Raw genomic sequence first — 16,421 nt, forward strand, 5'->3', positions numbered from 1 at the left:
ATAAAGGGAAAGGCGACTTTTCATTCAAAATTGAATGAAAAGTCGCCTTTCTTGTTTTGCATCCGGTTTATAAACCGAAAAACGTAAGTTTTTCAGTGCCCTCCTCACTATGGGGCTCTTTTTTATTTCCAACAAATTCATGACAACTCTTCTCTTTCCCTCAACCAACTGTAAAATATTGTACAATAGAAGTAGAACCTCATCTTAGATTTTTTCTCCATACATACTACTCACAAATAATAGCAACACTACCATTGCTAACTGTTTTTACTGGAGGTGCTTACTTATGAGCAATTGGTACAGTAAGACGAAAGATCAAACATTAATCGACTTAGAAACAAACGAACAACACGGTTTAACAGATGAAATTGTAAATGAACGTTTAAAGCAATACGGTTCTAATGAATTAGCTACAAAACAAAAACGCACGTTATGGCAGCGTATTTTCGCCCAAATTAATGACGTCCTCGTATATGTCCTTATTATTGCTGCCCTTATTTCTGCCTTTGTAGGTGAATGGGCTGATGCAAGTATTATCGCGCTCGTTGTAGTTTTAAACGCTGTTATTGGCGTCGTCCAAGAATCGAAAGCAGAACAAGCTTTAGAGGCATTGAAAAAGATGGCGACACCTAAAGCTATCGTCAAGCGAGATGGTGAACTAAAAGAAATTCCATCTGAACAAGTCGTTCCAGGTGATATTGTCATGCTGGATGCAGGACGTTATATCCCATGTGACTTGCGACTTATCGAAACCGCAAATTTAAAAGTTGAAGAATCTGCTCTAACTGGTGAATCTGTCCCTGTTGATAAAGATGCAATTTACCACCCTTCTATGCAAAGTGATGAGCAAGTACCGTTAGGCGATCAAAAAAATATGGCCTTTATGTCGACACTAGTAACATATGGGCGCGGAGTCGGTGTCGCTGTTGAAACTGGAATGAACTCACAAATTGGTAAGATTGCTACCCTTTTACATGAAGCCGACGATGATATGACACCACTTCAAAAGAGCTTAGCACAAGTCGGAAAGTATTTAGGCTTTGTCGCTGTATCTATTTGCGTCATTATGTTTATCATCGGTTTTTTACAAGGACGAGATACGTTAGAAATGTTTATGACTGCTATTAGTTTAGCCGTTGCAGCTATTCCAGAAGGCTTGCCGGCTATCGTTTCCATCGTTCTTGCAATTGGTGTGCAGCGAATGATTAAACAAAATGTTATCATTCGTAAACTACCAGCTGTCGAAGCTCTCGGTTCTGTCACAATTATTTGTTCAGATAAAACAGGTACGTTAACACAAAATAAAATGACCGTTACTCACTTTTATAGTGATAATACATACGACGACTTAGAAAACTTAAATGTAAATAATGATGTACAACGTCTATTGTTAGAAAATATGGTGCTATGCAACGATGCGTCTTACGGTTCCGATTCACAAACAGGGGACCCTACAGAAATCGCCCTTCTCGTTGCCGGAAGCACTTTTAACATGCAAAAGGATCATTTAGAACAGATACATGAACGTGTTAACGAGCTACCTTTCGATTCAGATCGTAAAATGATGTCAACCGTTCATACATACGATGAAAGCTACTATAGCATGACAAAAGGTGCTATTGATAAACTCTTACCTCGATGTACCCACATATTTAAAAACGGTAAAATCGAGATTCTAACAGATGCTGATAAAAATCAAATATTAGAAGCTGCCGGGGCAATGTCTCAAGAGGCTTTAAGAGTACTTTCATTCGCATTTAAACAATACAATTCAAACGATGTGGTTATAGATCACCTTGAAGAAAATCTCATCTTTATCGGTCTTGTCGGTATGATTGATCCACCGCGAACTGAAGTAAAAGATTCCATTACAGAATGTAAAAAAGCCGGTATTCGCACAGTTATGATTACTGGTGACCATAAAGATACCGCCTTTGCAATTGCCAAAGAACTTGGTATTGCTAAAGAAAAATCTGAAATTATGATTGGAACTGAATTAGATAATATTCCAGATACAGAACTAGCAAGCAAAATTAATCACTTAAATGTATTCGCTAGGGTCTCTCCGGAACATAAAGTAAAGATTGTAAAAGCATTACGTGCAAAAGGAAATATCGTTTCTATGACTGGTGATGGTGTTAATGATGCCCCATCCTTAAAACAAGCAGATGTTGGCGTAGCGATGGGCATTACAGGGACAGATGTTGCAAAAGGGGCAGCGGATGTAGTGTTAACTGATGATAATTTCTCATCTATCGTGAAAGCTGTTGAGGAAGGTAGAAATATTTATCGTAACATAAAAAAATCAATTCTCTTTCTACTCTCTTGTAACTTTGGAGAAATTATCGCTTTATTTTTAGCTATTTTACTCGGTTGGGCAACACCACTACGGCCTATTCACATTTTGTGGGTAAATTTAATTACCGATACACTACCTGCATTATCACTCGGGGTTGATCCTGAAGATCCAGATGTAATGAAAGAAAAACCACGACATGCGAAAGAAAGCTTGTTTAGTGGTAGCGTTCCTTTTCTTATTTTCAATGGGGCTGTCATTGGACTTTTAACGTTAGCAGCCTTTATCGCCGGGGCAAAATTCTATACCGGAGATACAAATTTATTTCCTCTTTTCCCAGAGAAAATTGATGAAGATGCTCTATTACACGCTCAAACGATGGCATTTGTCGTTCTTAGTTTTTCTCAGCTCGTTCATTCATTTAACTTGCGTTCAAGAACGAAATCCATTTTTTCAATTGGGATCTTTACAAATAAATATTTAGTCTTCTCCCTTCTTATCGGTGTTCTTATGCAAGTGTGTATTATCTCCATCCCACCTCTTGCAAATATATTCGGTGTACATGCATTAACGATGCGAGATTGGGGATTTGTTCTCTTATTAAGTATCATTCCACTTGTTGTGAATGAGATCATTAAATTAGTAAAGAGAAACTAAAAGGCAATGAGGATTATTCCTCATTGCCTTTTCATTTATTTCACTATTTGTGGGGGATGTCCCCGCTGATTAAAGTTTCACTTTATCCTTGTAATTCTTTTTTTATGTTCTCTGTTAATGTAGCCATACGTTTGCGACTTTCTTCACGCTCACGTTTATTTTGCTCTTCAATTTGTTGTGTTTCTTGCATACCTCTTGAAATAATGTTCCAAGTTTCCTCAAGTGTTTCCATCTTAATACTAGAAGAACCTGATAATCTCGCTACTTCCACACTTTGCGTTGCGATATTTTGTGCATTTTTCTTAAGTAATTCATTTGTACGACGATCCAGTTCAGCCATAGAATCTGCAACAAGCTTTTGACGTTTCGCATTTACCGCTTGAATAATACCATTTTTAAAGATAGGAATCGTTGTAATAAATGCTGTATTGATTTTACCAATTAATTTATTATTACCACGTTGAACCATACGAATTTGTGGTGCTGTAAGTAGCGCAACCATACGTGCTTTTTCTAAATCATCAATGCGCTGCTCTAAAATTTCAACAGAGTTTTTCAGTGATTCTAATTCAATACCTGCTAATTGGTCATTGTTACGCACACGCTCTTCGTACATTGGAACCAACTCTGTATTTAAACGCTCTAATAACATTTCCCCTGCTACTACATACTTTTCTAAGTCTAAATAATATTTCAAATTTTGCTCATATAAACCATCTAACGTACCGATTGATTTTTTCATTTCATCTTGATACTTTGTAATTTCTACGTATACTTTATCCATTTCACGACCCATTGTTTGGTACTTACTAAAGATCTGTTCAATCATTTTATCAGCTTTTTTGAACATACGTGAGAAGAAACCGCTTTTCTCTTCCGCAAAGTCTTTGCTATCGAATCTGTCCATAATTTTACCAAGCTGTTTTAATAATTCTCCAGAGTCTTCTATTTTTGATAAAGACATTGTATGTAAAATTTGATCAGCGAAACGTGAAATTTCCATAGATGGTTCTTTTCCAAGCTCGATTAATTCTAACTGATCTTTAATATCTACTGCATTATAAATACGTTGTACTTCTGCATCTTGTCTAAGTTGTAAACGAACATCTTGTGCCGTTTGCTCATTTAATTCTGTTTTCGAATCTAGTATGACTGGGTTATTCATATGGTATTCTCCCTTTCCTTATAAAAATGGACGAAATAGTCCTTTTATTGTTTGTGATAAATTTTTATAGGCTGATGAACCATGAAACTCAAGATCGAAATTAACTTCTTCAAGCCAATGCGAATCAAATGCTCCTGCTTCAATATACGGTTCGATATCGTTTCTTCCCGTTGGATTGAAATGGAATACATCTACTCCAATTTGATTTAAAAATAGTAATAAAACAGCATCCGAACGGCTTAATTCTCCGCTCTTCTCATTATTAAATATAACAATTTTCGGTACTTCTTGCGAGTAATCAAATTTCTCAAGTTGCTCTAAAATGTTCGGCGGTATTTGAGAAAGTTGTGCGAAAACATACAGTGCTACATCTTGTTTCGTCTCTTTCGCAATGGGTTTACACATTTCACTTTCACACGTATGGATGATCGCCTCTGCAATACCATGTTGCAATCCTTCTGGCAAACGTTTATGTGGCCACCAATGACTGTTCATAATTAAATCAGGGTGTAATTTCCCCCCGCGGTCTAACGCATCTCGGTAATGATATTGGAAATTCGCTTTTTGTTCTTTCGTAAACGGAAATGTATTAATTAATAAACTGTTATCAAATGATGTAATAGCCTTTAATCGCTGAAAATATTCTTTATCATTTTTTGAGACACCTGATATTTTCGCAAATAAAGAAGGGATATAAATGTGTTTATTTTCAACAAAGAATGTTGGACGCACAAATGCTTTTTCTTTCGTAATTAAAAAGAGTTCATCATACGTTGTTTTGAGCGTACGAGCTACAGGCGTATAGGAACGAAATTGCCATGGCTTGTACAGCAGTGAGTTATCGTGGTGAAGTACTTGTTCAATTTCTTTTGAAGCCTGATACGCTACTGTGGCAACTCGCTCACGGCGGCGATCTGGAAATGGCTCAAGAGAAATGCGACCTGGATGAGACACAATAAAAGTCCTTCCCTCTTCATCAACATTCTCAAATCCATCTTTTCCTTCTGGGTGATAATAAAGTACATCGCAACCGAGCATAATAAGAAAGTATAAGAAATATATACGGCTTTCCTGTGCATCACCGTACCAAATAATACGCGGCATTTGTTTCTTATAATTAATCGTAGAGAACCACTTCGCTACGTAATTGTCACTTAACTTAATCATATCGATTAAGAAACGACGGAATCCTTCTGTTTTTAATGATTGGTTATGTTGTTTTTCATACAATTTTAATACAGAAATAAACGTCGTATGTATATAATGCTGTAAGTCAGGATTGTCTACTTGTGGTAATAGTTGTTTTCCAGACAGATGGGCGACAAGCCTATTTACTGTAAGGCCATTCGGTGCTTCTTGATGTAATGTAAAAACCTCTTGAATATGGCGCAGTTTTTCGGGATCAATCACCTTATTTAAATTTTGTTCATGCAAAACCACGATCCCTTTCACTTCGCTATAATCAAATAGCTCATTGAAATATTCATCTACATCATTAGGAACACCAAGAATACGAGTTGCTATATAACTAAACTTCATCTCATTCTCTGTCAGTTCATATTGTGGGCGTTTTTCTAAAAGCGCTTCAAATTGCTTTAAATCTGATTCGTCTTTTAATGCACATGGTTGAAGTGTAAAACGTGAAAACACAACAGTTCACCTCCAAAAACATTTACTTTTTTATAAAGTCTCTCTTCTATTATAAACTATTTTTAGTTATAAAAAATGGGCGCTCGCATAACGAGCAAACCCATTTCAATTATTTATGATTATTTTTAGTAGCTGCAACTTCTTCTTTAGCTTGTCCAGAATTCTTCATGTAGTGAAGTATAAACGTTGCTCCAAATGCTACAACTAAAATGATAAAGAATAGCATATGACTTATTTCAATATGAATAACAGACAGTAACATTTTTGCTGCAATAATTAAGATTAAAATATATGCTGTCGTTTCAAGTTCTGGAATACGCTCTAACAATTTTAAGAATACACCAGCGATACCACGCATCATTAAAATACCGAGCATTCCACCTAATAATAGAATCCAAACTTCATTTGATACACCAAATGCAGCAAGTACGCTATCTACAGAAAACGCGATATCCATTAATTCAACCATCGCAACTGTTCCCCAGAAGACACCAAACATTCTGAAGAGAATACTGTTTTGGTTCATACCATGAGCTTCCTCTTCTTCTGCATTACCTTTTCTTTTATCAATGAAGTATTTAATTGAAAGCCAAGCTAAGTAAAGTGCACCTAACACTTTTACCCACGCTAATTTAATTAAGAACATTCCAATTCCAATCGCAATAAATCGGAATACATAAGCTCCAATAAGTCCATAGAATAATGCTTTTTTACGTTTTTCTTCCGGAAGGTGCTTTACCATTACCGCTAATACAAGTGCGTTATCAGCAGATAACAACCCTTCAAGTACAACAAGTGTACCTATTAATCCCCAAGATACTGGATCTTGCAACACTTTAATCCACATGTCCAAGTCGAAAAACTGAGCATACGTATCAAGGATCCCTTGCAAAATACTCATCTTACCTTTATCCCCTATTCTTTGCTAGATTTATAGAAAGGTCAAAAAAAGGAAACGAATATCGTTTCCCTTCTTATGCATCCAAGCCATACGCTCTTACAAGCGCACCTAAGCCACCTTGGAAACCGCTTCCTACTGCATTAAACTTCCACTGTCCATTATGACGGTATAATTCACAAAAGACAACTGCTGTTTCAATGGAGAAATCTTCCCCTAAATCAAAACGAAGAACTTCTTCACTCGTTTCTTCATTTGCTAAACGAACGAATGCGTTTCCAACTTGTCCAAAGTTTTGATTACGGCCTTCTCCATCATAAATTGTAACTGTAATAGCAATTTTGTGCACATCTGCCGGAACTTTCTTCAAGTCTACAACAAGTTGCTCATCGTCGCCTTCACCTTCACCTGTACGGTTATCCCCTGTATGTAGAACAGATCCACAAGGAGACTGTAAATTGTTATAGAATATAAAGTCAGTTTCCTTCGTGCATTTTCCATTCGCATCTAATAGGAATGCTGATGCATCTAAATCGAAATCTGATCCACCGTCATAAGATTTAATATCCCATCCAAGACCAATTACTGCTTTTGTTAAGCCAGGGCTTGTCTTACCTAAATCAATCTTCTGTCCTTTTTGCAATTGAATAACCATTTATATTCACCTCTATATTTTATATCTTAAAAAATATATCCATCAGTAAACACCTGTTTCACCGATAGATATATAAAATCTATTACTCTACATCTAAACCGAAATTATTACATAGAGACGCTAATCCGCCCTGGAATCCACTTCCGATTGCATTGAACTTCCAGTCACCTGCATGACGGTATAATTCCCCTACTACAACAGCTGTTTCAATAGAGAAATCTTCTCCTAAATCGTAACGAATTAACTCTGCATTCTTTTCTTCATCTAAAATACGTACGAAAGAGTTAGAAACTTGTCCGAAGTTTTGGCTACGACCTTCTCCATCGTAAATTGTGATTGAGAAACAAATACGTTCGATATGTGCAGGTACATTTTTTAAATCTACTTTAATCGATTCGTCATCGCCTTCACCTTCGCCAGTTCGGTTATCTCCTAAATGCTCGACAGCACCATTCGCACCTTTTGGATTATTATAGAAGACGAAATCCTCTGCACCTGAAACTTTACCGTTAGCACCTACTAAGAAAATACTAACATCTAAATCGAAATCGTTTTGTCCGTTATAACGATTCGTATCCCAACCAAGTCCTACAAGAACTTTTGAAAGACCTGGATTTGTTTTTGTTAAGTCTACCTTTTGTCCTTTTTTCAATGAAATTGATGCCATATTCAATTCCTCCTCGGTTTATTTTATTGATAACGTGATACAATCTCACTTAAGTTTTTATCTTGTGTGCCTTCTCCAACAGCTGAAAACTTCCATTCACTTCCGTGGCGATACATTTCACCTGCAATTAGAGTCGTTTTGCCAGCATAATTATCCGATAAATTATAGCGTGCTAATTCTTCACCAGTTTGCGGGTTTTGAATCCGAATATATGCATTACGAATCATCCCGAAATCTTGACGACGATTTACACAGTCATAAATATTTACAACGAATACTAAACGATTAATACGGCTCGGAACTTTATGTAATTCTACGAAAATTGTTTCGTCATCACCAGCGCCTTCACCTGTTAAATTATCTCCTGAATGAATAATACTACCACAAGTAGAAAGTTTGTTTCCGAAGTAAACTAAATCGTTTTTGTTTAAAAAGCGATCCCCTTCTAACATAACAACAGATGCATCACAATCTACACTTGGTTTACTTCCAAATAATGAAGACAGAAACCCACCTGATTGTCCAATTGGATCCCAGCCTAAGCCAACCTGTAGTTTTGCTACTTTTGGTTGTCCTTTCGTTAAATCGATCTTTTGACCTTTTTCTAAAATAATAGGCATGAAGTTTCTTCCTTTCTACAAAGCATTTTCCAAATCGGAAAATATTGTATTCTCCCCTTATATTGTAGCATTATTTACCTAGTGATAAAAAGGATAAATTCTCAGTTATATGAAAACATTCATATAACTTATTTATGCTAATGTAAGAAGTGGTAAATAGCACCAACCATTCCTGCGCAATTTCCGTTTTGTGCAAGTTCAATCTCACAATTATTATAAATCTCTTTATTTAAATATTTTTCTACTTCTCCTTTTACTTCTTTTAAGAACTGATTTCCCCTACCAGTAATTCCTCCACCTATAACAATAATTTCTGGATTAAAAATATAAGCAAGGTTACTAATTCCAATCGCTAAATGTTTAAAGAAAACCTCAACTGCTTGCGTAACTTCTCTATCTCCTTTATCATACAGTTCGAAAATCGTTTTTCCATTCCAATCACTTTCACCTTTATATTTTCGCACAAGACGAATTAACCCTGAAATGGAAGCGACCTCTTCAAACGGCTTTCCTTCTATTAACATATTTCCCCATTCACCAGCACTAAAAGAATGTCCTCTGTATAACTCTCCATCTATAAAAATCGCTCCTCCAATACCAGTTCCAAGAGTAAGCATAATAAAATTTCTTTTTCCGTTTCCAATACCTTTCCACTTCTCACCCAAAGCTGCACAATTCACATCATTTTCAACGGACACAGGAACTTGTAATACCCCTTGCAATCTATCAATAATAGGAATACTCGCGTAGTTCGGAATATGCTCCGCCCCTCCCGTTACAACCCCTTTATGAATATTAACAATTCCCGCAGTACTAATGCCAATTCCCGAAATCGTATGTTCATTCATTAATTTTCGGGATAGAAGAATAAGTTTTTGAATGATTTGTTCCCCACCCAATTGAATTTCTGTTGGAACTGTTTTATGCTTTAGTACTGTTCCTGTTTCTGAAACAATTCCATATTTAATTTGTGTACCACCAATATCAAATGCAATATATTCTTTCATCTGCTGTCACTTCCTCTACTGTAATGAGTGTAAAATTCCCACCACTCTACTATTATAAAGAATTTACACTAATTCTTGTCTCTCTTCAGAAATACACCACCTTTTTCTATATATAGTTTTTTTTGCATAAAACTCTTTTTCCTAAGAAATATTACAAAGGGATGTATTTTAGATGGAATATTAATTTCTTAGGAGGAAAACAATGACGAAAATCTTCATTTTAGCATCAACACTCTCTTTATCTTTTTTTAGCGGTTTAAATATTGGTAATGCAGCAACGGAAAACTTCTCTCCAGCAACAAACGCAATTGTACAAAATAACGATCATTTAGCAGAAGGCAACTCAAAAGATAATAATAAACCACCAGGAAACAATGGTTCTCAGGACGATAGTGGTTCCGGTGGTAACGGTTCTGGCGGTAACGGTTCTGGTGGCAACAGTTCCGGTGGTAACGGTTCTGGTGGCAATGGCTCTGGCGGCAACGGTTCTGATGGCAGTGGTTCTGGTGGTAACGGCTCTAGCGGCAACGGTTCTGATGGCAGTGGTTCAGGCGGCAATGGTTCTGGTGACAATGGTTCTGGTGGCAACGGCTCTGGTGGCAGTGGTTCCGGCAGCAATGGTTCCGGTGGTAACGGTTCTGGTGGCAACGGCTCGGGCGGCAGTGGCTCTCAAGGCAATGGTTCCGGTGGTAGCGGTTCTGATGGCAGTGGCTCGGGCGGCAATGGTTCTGATGACAATGGTTCTGGTGGCAACGGCTCTGGTGGCAGTGGTTCCGGCGGCAATGGTTCCGGTGGTAACGGTTCTGGTGGCAACGGCTCGGGCGGCAGTGGCTCTCAAGGCAATGGTTCCGGTGGTAGCGGTTCTGATGGCAGTGGCTCGGGCGGCAATGGTTCTGATGACAATGGTTCTGGTGGCAACGGCTCGGGCGGCAGTGGCTCTCAAGGCAATGGTTCCGGTGGTAGCGGTTCTGATGGCAGTGGCTCGGGCGGCAATGGTTCTGGTGGTAACGGCTCGGGCGGCAATGGTTCCGGTGGTAGCGGTTCTGATGGCAGTGGCTCTCAAAGCGGAAATCGTGTTAAAGGCGATAGCAGTTCTCAAGGGGGAAGTGGCTCTCAAGGTGGTAACCGTGTTAAAGGCGATAGCAGTTCTCAGGGAGGAAATGGCTCTCAAGGTGGTAACGTAAAAGATAACGCAAAAAAACAAGGCGATAAGTTACCAAATACTGCAACACATTATCCTGCATCTATTTTAATGGGACTTTCAACATTCCTAATCGGTATGTTACTATTTATTCGCCGTAAAAACGCAAAATAAAAACACATCCTTCCATCTAAAACATACATGAAACAAATTGCAAAACTAAAAAGGAATTTGGATTGCATTTTATTATGCAGCCCAAAGTCCTTTTTATCATCTATCAAAAAAGCATTAATACGCTTTTCCCCAATACACCATTTGTTTAGCTTCTTTACCACAACAAATACATTCGTCAGCTAAATGTTCTTGCTCAAAAGGCATACAACGTGAAGATACTCCAACTTCTTCTTTTAATTTCTCTTCACAAGCTAGTTCTCCACACCACATCGCCTTAATAAACCCTTGCTTTTCATCAGCTGCTTTTTTCATCTCTTCGAAATTCGTCGCACTATACGTATTCTCATCGCGAAATACTTTTGCCTTATTAAATAAAGAATTATGAATTTCCTCAAGTAGTGCTGGAATACGTTTTTCTAATTGATCCATTGATATAAATTCTTTTTCTTTCGTATCTCTTCTAACAAGTACAACTTGATTCTTTTCAATATCTTTAGGACCAACTTCTAATCGAATTGGAATGCCCTTCATTTCATACTCATTAAATTTCCAGCCTGGTGTTTTATTACTAGCATCTATTTTTACTCGTGCAACCTTTTGAATATGTTCTTGTAACTCTGTTGCTTTCGCTAAAACTCCTTCTTTATGCTGCGCAATTGGTACAATAACAACTTGCACTGGTGCGACTTTAGGAGGCATTACAAGACCATTATTATCGCTATGAACCATAATAAGCCCACCTATCATTCTTGTTGATACACCCCAAGATGTTTGGTGTACATATTGCCACTTACCGTTGCGGTCTAAAAATTTAATATCAAATGCTTCAGAGAAATTCGTTCCGAAGTTATGGGATGTTCCTGTTTGAAGTGCTTTCCCATCATGCATTAAACTTTCGATCGTATAAGTTGCCTTTGCTCCCGCAAACTTTTCTTTTTCTGTTTTTTGCCCTTTAATTACTGGTATCGCTAAGTAATCTTCACAGAAAGACGCATATAGATTTAAAATATGTAACGTTTCAGCTTGCGATTCTTCTGCTGTTTCATGAATTGTATGACCCTCTTGCCATAAGAATTCCGTTGTACGAAGGAATGGTCTCGTTGTTTTCTCCCAACGAACTACTGAACACCACTGATTATATAGCTTTGGCAAATCATTATAGGATTGCACAATTTTTGAAAAATGCTCACAAAATAAAGTTTCAGATGTAGGGCGTACACAAAGTCTCTCCGCTAACTTTTCATCCCCGCCATGTGTCACCCATGCTACTTCAGGAGCAAATCCTTCTACATGATCCTTCTCTTTTTGCAATAAACTTTCTGGAATAAACATTGGCATATACACATTTTCATGACCAGTTGCTTTTAACTTCTCATCCATAACTTTCTGCATATTTTCCCATAAGGCATAACCGTACGGGCGTAGAATCATACATCCTTTTACACTTGAATAATCAACAAGTTCTGCTTTTTTTACAATATCTGTGTACCACTGTGCAAAGTCCTCTTCCATCTTCGTAATCGCTTGTACTTGTTCTTTTGCCATAGTCAGTCTTCCTCCTTTTGAAAATACAAAAAAGCCCGTGTCCCTAAATAGGGACCGAGCTTTGCCGGCGTTACCACCCTGATTCATGCACAAAAATTGCGCATGCTCTCTTTTTGATAACGGGAAATTCCCGCTGCATATGCAGAACGCAAAGGTAGGTTCCATATCGCCTTTTTAAGAATCTTTCAGCCTGACGGATTCTCTCTCTGCTAAAAAGGTTGAACATGTACTAGTCCTTTTTCATCGTTATAACGAAATAAATTTGTTGATTATCATAATATAAATTCTTTTTTAAAACAATAGCTAATTTTCTCATTTTTATATATTCTTTTCATTTTGTGCAGTTTTATACGTAGCTTTTTCTCGTGATTTTTACAAGTTGATGTGCAATCATACCGATAAGTGTACCAAGTAGAACGAAGAAACCAATAAATCCATATCCCATTCCTTCCCATCCACCAATCACCATCATTGTAACGGGAAAGGATGCTAAGCAAAGAAGTATTAAACTAAGTGCAAATATAATATCGAACTGTTTGTTTGGAAACCGTTTCTTTAGTAAATACGAAATAGCAAATACAAGGATAATCGTAATTCCGCCAATGATGTAAAAGATACTAAATCCATCTAGCCAATCCATAGTATTCCCTCCTTTCATTCATTTCCTTATACTTAATTATATGTTTAATTTTTCTGAAAATAAATAATAAATTTTTACCTAGAAATATATTTTTATTACTAGGTATTAATAGTAATATATAAGAATAGGTTTTATATAATCAGGAGGGAACTTTATGGATAAAGCATTAACAAATCATGTCATTATTTTATCTTTCGATTGCTTATCAGCTTTAGATTTTCCTATATTACAAAAACTTCCTAATTTCCAAACATTAATAAACAAGGGCGCGATTGCGAAAAAAGTTGAACCTATTTATCCTTCTGTAACATATCCAAGCCACTCAACAATCGTTACTGGAAACTATCCTAATAAACATGGCGTAGTTAGCAATACGTTACTTCAACCTGGACGTGAGTCACCAGATTGGCATTGGTACCGAAAATCCATTAAAGGAACAACGTTATACGATGAAGCACGTAAAGCAAATTTAACGACAGCTGCCCTTCTATGGCCTGTTACCGGCAGAGCAAATATTGATTACAATTTACCTGAAATTTTTCCAAATAGACCGTGGCAAAATCAAATTTTAGTTTCATTATTTAGCGGTAGCCCGCTATATCAATTAGATTTAAATCAGCGCTTCGGCCATATACGAAATGGACTGTCACAACCTGAACTCGATGATTTCGTACTTGCTTCTGCTGTGCATACAATCCAGACGAAGAAGCCTAATGTCATGTTTGTACATTTCACCGATTTAGACACTCAAAGACACTATCACGGCTTTGAATCTAACGAAACAATAGCCGCAATTCATAGACATGATGAACGGCTAGGAAAAATTATTCAAGCTTTAAAAGACAGTGACCTATACGAAGAAAGTACAATTATCGCTCTCGGTGATCATAGCGCCTTAAATGAAAACAAAGCCATTCAATTAAATGTACTATTTCATCAAAATGGGCTTATATCTATAAATTCAAAAGGAAAATTAGTAGACTGGAAGGTCTATTGCCAAAGTTGCGACGGCTCTGCCTATGTATATGTGAAGGACAAAAATGATACAGATACAATTCGAAAAGTACAACTACTACTTGAAGAGTTACTTCTAAATAAACAAAACGGTATTGAATTTATGCTTCATGATGAAGCTGCAAAAGACTGCGGTGCAGATGGTAATTGTTTATTTATGTTGGAAGCACAAGAAGGATATTATTTCACTGAAAACTATACAGGCGATTTTATAAAAGAAATTACTGAAAAAGATGTTACGCCTAGTAAAAAATATACATTTGGTACGCATGGATACTCTCCAACAAAACCTAACTATGAAACAATTTTTATCGCTGCTGGGAAAGGAATAAAAAGCGGCGTTACCATTCCGTACATGAGACTTATTGATGAAGGCCCAACTATCGCTAGACTACTCGGTTTACACTTAGGTGAAACAGACGGATTAATTGTAGAGGATTTACTTCAATTGTAAAGAACCGTGTATATATGTAAAAGTTATGTAAAAATCATCACTGTTTCTCTTTTTATAATTTTTATTTTTGTACACTGTTAATAGAACAAATTTAAGGGGGAACATTATATGAAAAAAATGTCCAGACAAGAAAAAAGCTGGATATTATACGATTGGGCGAATTCGGTATATTCGCTCGTCATTACAACTGCATTATTTCCAATTTACTTTAAAGCAGCTGCAAAAGAAGCCGGACTATCTGGTGCAACTTCAACGGCATATTGGGGATATGCAAACTCTTTCGCTACACTTTTAATTTCTATACTTGCTCCTATTCTCGGCACAGTTGCTGATTATAAAGGATTTAAAAAACGATTTTTCACATTCTTCTTTGGACTCGGTATCGTATTTACAAGTATGCTAGCAGTCGTCCCAACATCTCAGTGGTACTTATTACTAGGCTGCTACATGCTCGCATTAGTCGGTTTTGCGGGAGCAAACATTTTTTATGATGCATTTTTAGTAGATGTTACCTCTAAAGATAGAATGGACCGAATTTCTACAAGAGGCTTTGCATTAGGTTATATTGGGAGCACAATTCCTTTTATCGGTTGTATCGCTCTTATTATTCTTGCTCAAAAAGGAACTATCCCTTTATCAGTCGGCATTGCTAGTCAAATTTCGTTCGCAATAACAGCTCTTTGGTGGGGATTATTTACAATTCCAATGCTAAAAAATGTAGAGCAAACACATTATATTGAACGTCATCCAAGACCAATTGCAATGAGCTTCAAACGCCTTGCTGATACTTTTAAAAATATTAAAGAATATAAAACTGTATTTATGTTCCTAATCGCTTACTTCTTCTACATTGACGGGGTCGATACAATTATTACTATGTCTACCGCTTACGGAACAGATCTCGGTATTAGTGCAACGAATCTATTAATCATCTTATTTGTCACACAAATTGTTGCTTGTCCATTCGCCTTATTATACGGAAAGTTATCAGAAACATTTACAGGTAAAAAAATGCTATACGTCGGTATTATTATTTATATCATTATCTGCATATATGCTTATTTCTTAAAAACGACACTCGATTTCTGGATTTTAGCAATGTTAGTTGCCACTTCTCAAGGTGGTATTCAAGCACTTAGTCGTTCCTATTTTGCAAAACTAGTACCAAAAGAATCTGCAAACGAATTCTTCGGATTTTATAATATCTTTGGTAAATTCGCGGCAATTATGGGTCCAGTATTAGTCGGTGTTACAACGCAATTAACAGGAAAAACCAACGCTGGTGTCCTTAGTATTATTGTACTGTTCGTTATCGGTGGATTCTTACTAACTAGAGTTCCCGAAAATGATACATCCGTTACACCACCTAATCCAAAAACTAAAACGCTATAAGAAAAAGATCCTCTTCTCATGAGAAGAGGATCTTTTCTTTATTTTTAGCGATAACGTCTTACAATTAAAAATTCTACAGCCGGCTTTACAACTATCGCAGCGCATAACGCAAACAAAAGCGGTATGTTATGAAAATCAATCCATTTATTAAAACCTACCGATGCGAAAAACAAACCAAAAATTAATACAACAAGTACATAATACGTAACATTTGCACTTGTTTTTAATACATGTTTTTCTACATCTTCTTTCTCTTCCGTTGTCCCTTCCACATTATGCGATGCCAAACTTTTAAACATATAATGTAATGCGATGCTACAAATAAATAGTGCATACCAGTTTACTTGAAGTTCAGTTAACCAATAATAAAGTGCAAACACTAACGTACTTATAGCTACTAATGCCGTAACTACAAGGCTTATTTTCTCTTTCCCCAACAACTACTC

Annotated in this window: 14 protein-coding genes and 1 other annotated feature; of the genes, 4 read left to right on the top strand and 10 right to left on the bottom strand. The window is 36.8% G+C overall.

The window, feature by feature from the left end; all coding sequences use genetic code 11:
• The first annotated feature begins 286 nt into the window (after window positions 1–286).
• Window positions 287–2,953, top strand: a complete 2,667-nt coding sequence (locus ACUN0F_RS31375) for a cation-translocating P-type ATPase (RefSeq protein ID WP_215562577.1) — start codon at window positions 287–289, stop codon at window positions 2,951–2,953.
• Between the two features lie 82 nt (window positions 2,954–3,035).
• Here ACUN0F_RS31375 and ACUN0F_RS31380 read toward each other — a convergent pair whose 3' ends face one another.
• The 7 genes from ACUN0F_RS31380 to ACUN0F_RS31410 all read right to left on the bottom strand — a co-directional run bounded on the left by ACUN0F_RS31380 (window position 3,036) and on the right by ACUN0F_RS31410 (window position 9,615).
• Window positions 3,036–4,118 carry a toxic anion resistance protein gene (locus ACUN0F_RS31380; protein WP_001064402.1) on the bottom strand — a complete coding sequence of 361 codons (1,083 nt, stop codon included), beginning with the start codon at window positions 4,116–4,118 and terminating at the stop codon, window positions 3,036–3,038.
• Window positions 4,119–4,136: 18 nt separating this feature from the next.
• The gene (locus ACUN0F_RS31385; protein WP_098858837.1) at window positions 4,137–5,768 is read right to left on the bottom strand and encodes a YceG family protein; all 1,632 of its coding nucleotides are present in this window, start codon (window positions 5,766–5,768) and stop codon (window positions 4,137–4,139) included.
• A gap of 109 nt (window positions 5,769–5,877) precedes the next feature.
• Entirely contained in the window at window positions 5,878–6,669 is a 792-nt protein-coding gene (locus tag ACUN0F_RS31390; protein WP_000025692.1) for a TerC family protein, read from the bottom strand.
• A gap of 73 nt (window positions 6,670–6,742) precedes the next feature.
• Window positions 6,743–7,321 (bottom strand): TerD family protein, encoded by a 579-nt coding sequence (locus tag ACUN0F_RS31395; RefSeq protein ID WP_000236650.1) that lies wholly within the window; start codon window positions 7,319–7,321, stop codon window positions 6,743–6,745.
• 82 nt (window positions 7,322–7,403) lie between these two features.
• On the bottom strand, window positions 7,404–7,988 hold the full coding sequence (locus tag ACUN0F_RS31400; protein WP_445540747.1) for a TerD family protein: 585 nt from the start codon (window positions 7,986–7,988) through the stop codon (window positions 7,404–7,406).
• Between the two features lie 23 nt (window positions 7,989–8,011).
• The gene (locus ACUN0F_RS31405; RefSeq protein ID WP_064477237.1) at window positions 8,012–8,608 is read right to left on the bottom strand and encodes a TerD family protein; all 597 of its coding nucleotides are present in this window, start codon (window positions 8,606–8,608) and stop codon (window positions 8,012–8,014) included.
• A gap of 137 nt (window positions 8,609–8,745) precedes the next feature.
• On the bottom strand, window positions 8,746–9,615 hold the full coding sequence (locus ACUN0F_RS31410; protein WP_445540748.1) for an ROK family protein: 870 nt from the start codon (window positions 9,613–9,615) through the stop codon (window positions 8,746–8,748).
• Window positions 9,616–9,817: 202 nt separating this feature from the next.
• Here ACUN0F_RS31410 and ACUN0F_RS31415 point away from each other — a divergent pair, with 202 nt between their 5' ends.
• Window positions 9,818–10,930: an LPXTG cell wall anchor domain-containing protein gene (locus ACUN0F_RS31415; RefSeq protein WP_445540749.1), complete on the top strand. Its 1,113-nt coding sequence runs from the start codon at window positions 9,818–9,820 to the stop codon at window positions 10,928–10,930.
• 114 nt (window positions 10,931–11,044) lie between these two features.
• Here the strand turns inward: ACUN0F_RS31415 and proS are convergent, their stop codons facing one another.
• Both proS and ACUN0F_RS31425 read right to left on the bottom strand, forming a co-directional pair.
• Window positions 11,045–12,475 carry a proline--tRNA ligase gene (proS, locus tag ACUN0F_RS31420; RefSeq protein ID WP_327974292.1) on the bottom strand — a complete coding sequence of 477 codons (1,431 nt, stop codon included), beginning with the start codon at window positions 12,473–12,475 and terminating at the stop codon, window positions 11,045–11,047.
• Window positions 12,476–12,521: 46 nt separating this feature from the next.
• Window positions 12,522–12,728 (bottom strand) — a binding site (T-box leader).
• A gap of 93 nt (window positions 12,729–12,821) precedes the next feature.
• Complete coding sequence (locus ACUN0F_RS31425; RefSeq protein ID WP_046953705.1) at window positions 12,822–13,115, bottom strand: YesK-like family protein; 294 nt, start codon at window positions 13,113–13,115, stop codon at window positions 12,822–12,824.
• Window positions 13,116–13,269: 154 nt separating this feature from the next.
• Between ACUN0F_RS31425 and ACUN0F_RS31430 the strand changes: the two genes are divergently transcribed.
• Together ACUN0F_RS31430 and ACUN0F_RS31435 are read left to right on the top strand one after the other, a co-directional pair.
• Window positions 13,270–14,583, top strand: a complete 1,314-nt coding sequence (locus ACUN0F_RS31430) for an alkaline phosphatase family protein (protein ID WP_445540750.1) — start codon at window positions 13,270–13,272, stop codon at window positions 14,581–14,583.
• 108 nt (window positions 14,584–14,691) lie between these two features.
• Window positions 14,692–15,975 carry an MFS transporter gene (locus tag ACUN0F_RS31435; RefSeq protein WP_172555418.1) on the top strand — a complete coding sequence of 428 codons (1,284 nt, stop codon included), beginning with the start codon at window positions 14,692–14,694 and terminating at the stop codon, window positions 15,973–15,975.
• Window positions 15,976–16,019: 44 nt separating this feature from the next.
• On the opposite strand, the gene ACUN0F_RS31440 is transcribed toward ACUN0F_RS31435, so the two are convergent.
• Window positions 16,020–16,412, bottom strand: a complete 393-nt coding sequence (locus tag ACUN0F_RS31440; protein ID WP_000514015.1) for a hypothetical protein — start codon at window positions 16,410–16,412, stop codon at window positions 16,020–16,022.
• Window positions 16,413–16,421: the final 9 nt, after the last annotated feature.

Source organism: Bacillus sp. 1A (assembly GCF_052682215.1).

Excerpts from the sequence above, each read along its gene's own strand:
- ACUN0F_RS31375 (WP_215562577.1), top strand. The coding sequence starts at position 287 with ATGAGCAATTGGTACAGTAAGACGAAAGATCAAACATTAATCGACTTA.
- ACUN0F_RS31380 (WP_001064402.1), bottom strand. The coding sequence starts at position 4,118 with ATGAATAACCCAGTCATACTAGATTCGAAAACAGAATTAAATGAGCAA.
- ACUN0F_RS31390 (WP_000025692.1), bottom strand. The coding sequence starts at position 6,669 with ATGAGTATTTTGCAAGGGATCCTTGATACGTATGCTCAGTTTTTCGAC.
- ACUN0F_RS31395 (WP_000236650.1), bottom strand. The coding sequence starts at position 7,321 with ATGGTTATTCAATTGCAAAAAGGACAGAAGATTGATTTAGGTAAGACA.
- ACUN0F_RS31400 (WP_445540747.1), bottom strand. The coding sequence starts at position 7,988 with ATGGCATCAATTTCATTGAAAAAAGGACAAAAGGTAGACTTAACAAAA.
- ACUN0F_RS31405 (WP_064477237.1), bottom strand. The coding sequence starts at position 8,608 with ATGCCTATTATTTTAGAAAAAGGTCAAAAGATCGATTTAACGAAAGGA.
- ACUN0F_RS31410 (WP_445540748.1), bottom strand. The coding sequence starts at position 9,615 with ATGAAAGAATATATTGCATTTGATATTGGTGGTACACAAATTAAATAT.
- ACUN0F_RS31415 (WP_445540749.1), top strand. The coding sequence starts at position 9,818 with ATGACGAAAATCTTCATTTTAGCATCAACACTCTCTTTATCTTTTTTT.
- proS (WP_327974292.1), bottom strand. The coding sequence starts at position 12,475 with ATGGCAAAAGAACAAGTACAAGCGATTACGAAGATGGAAGAGGACTTT.
- ACUN0F_RS31425 (WP_046953705.1), bottom strand. The coding sequence starts at position 13,115 with ATGGATTGGCTAGATGGATTTAGTATCTTTTACATCATTGGCGGAATT.
- ACUN0F_RS31430 (WP_445540750.1), top strand. The coding sequence starts at position 13,270 with ATGGATAAAGCATTAACAAATCATGTCATTATTTTATCTTTCGATTGC.
- ACUN0F_RS31435 (WP_172555418.1), top strand. The coding sequence starts at position 14,692 with ATGAAAAAAATGTCCAGACAAGAAAAAAGCTGGATATTATACGATTGG.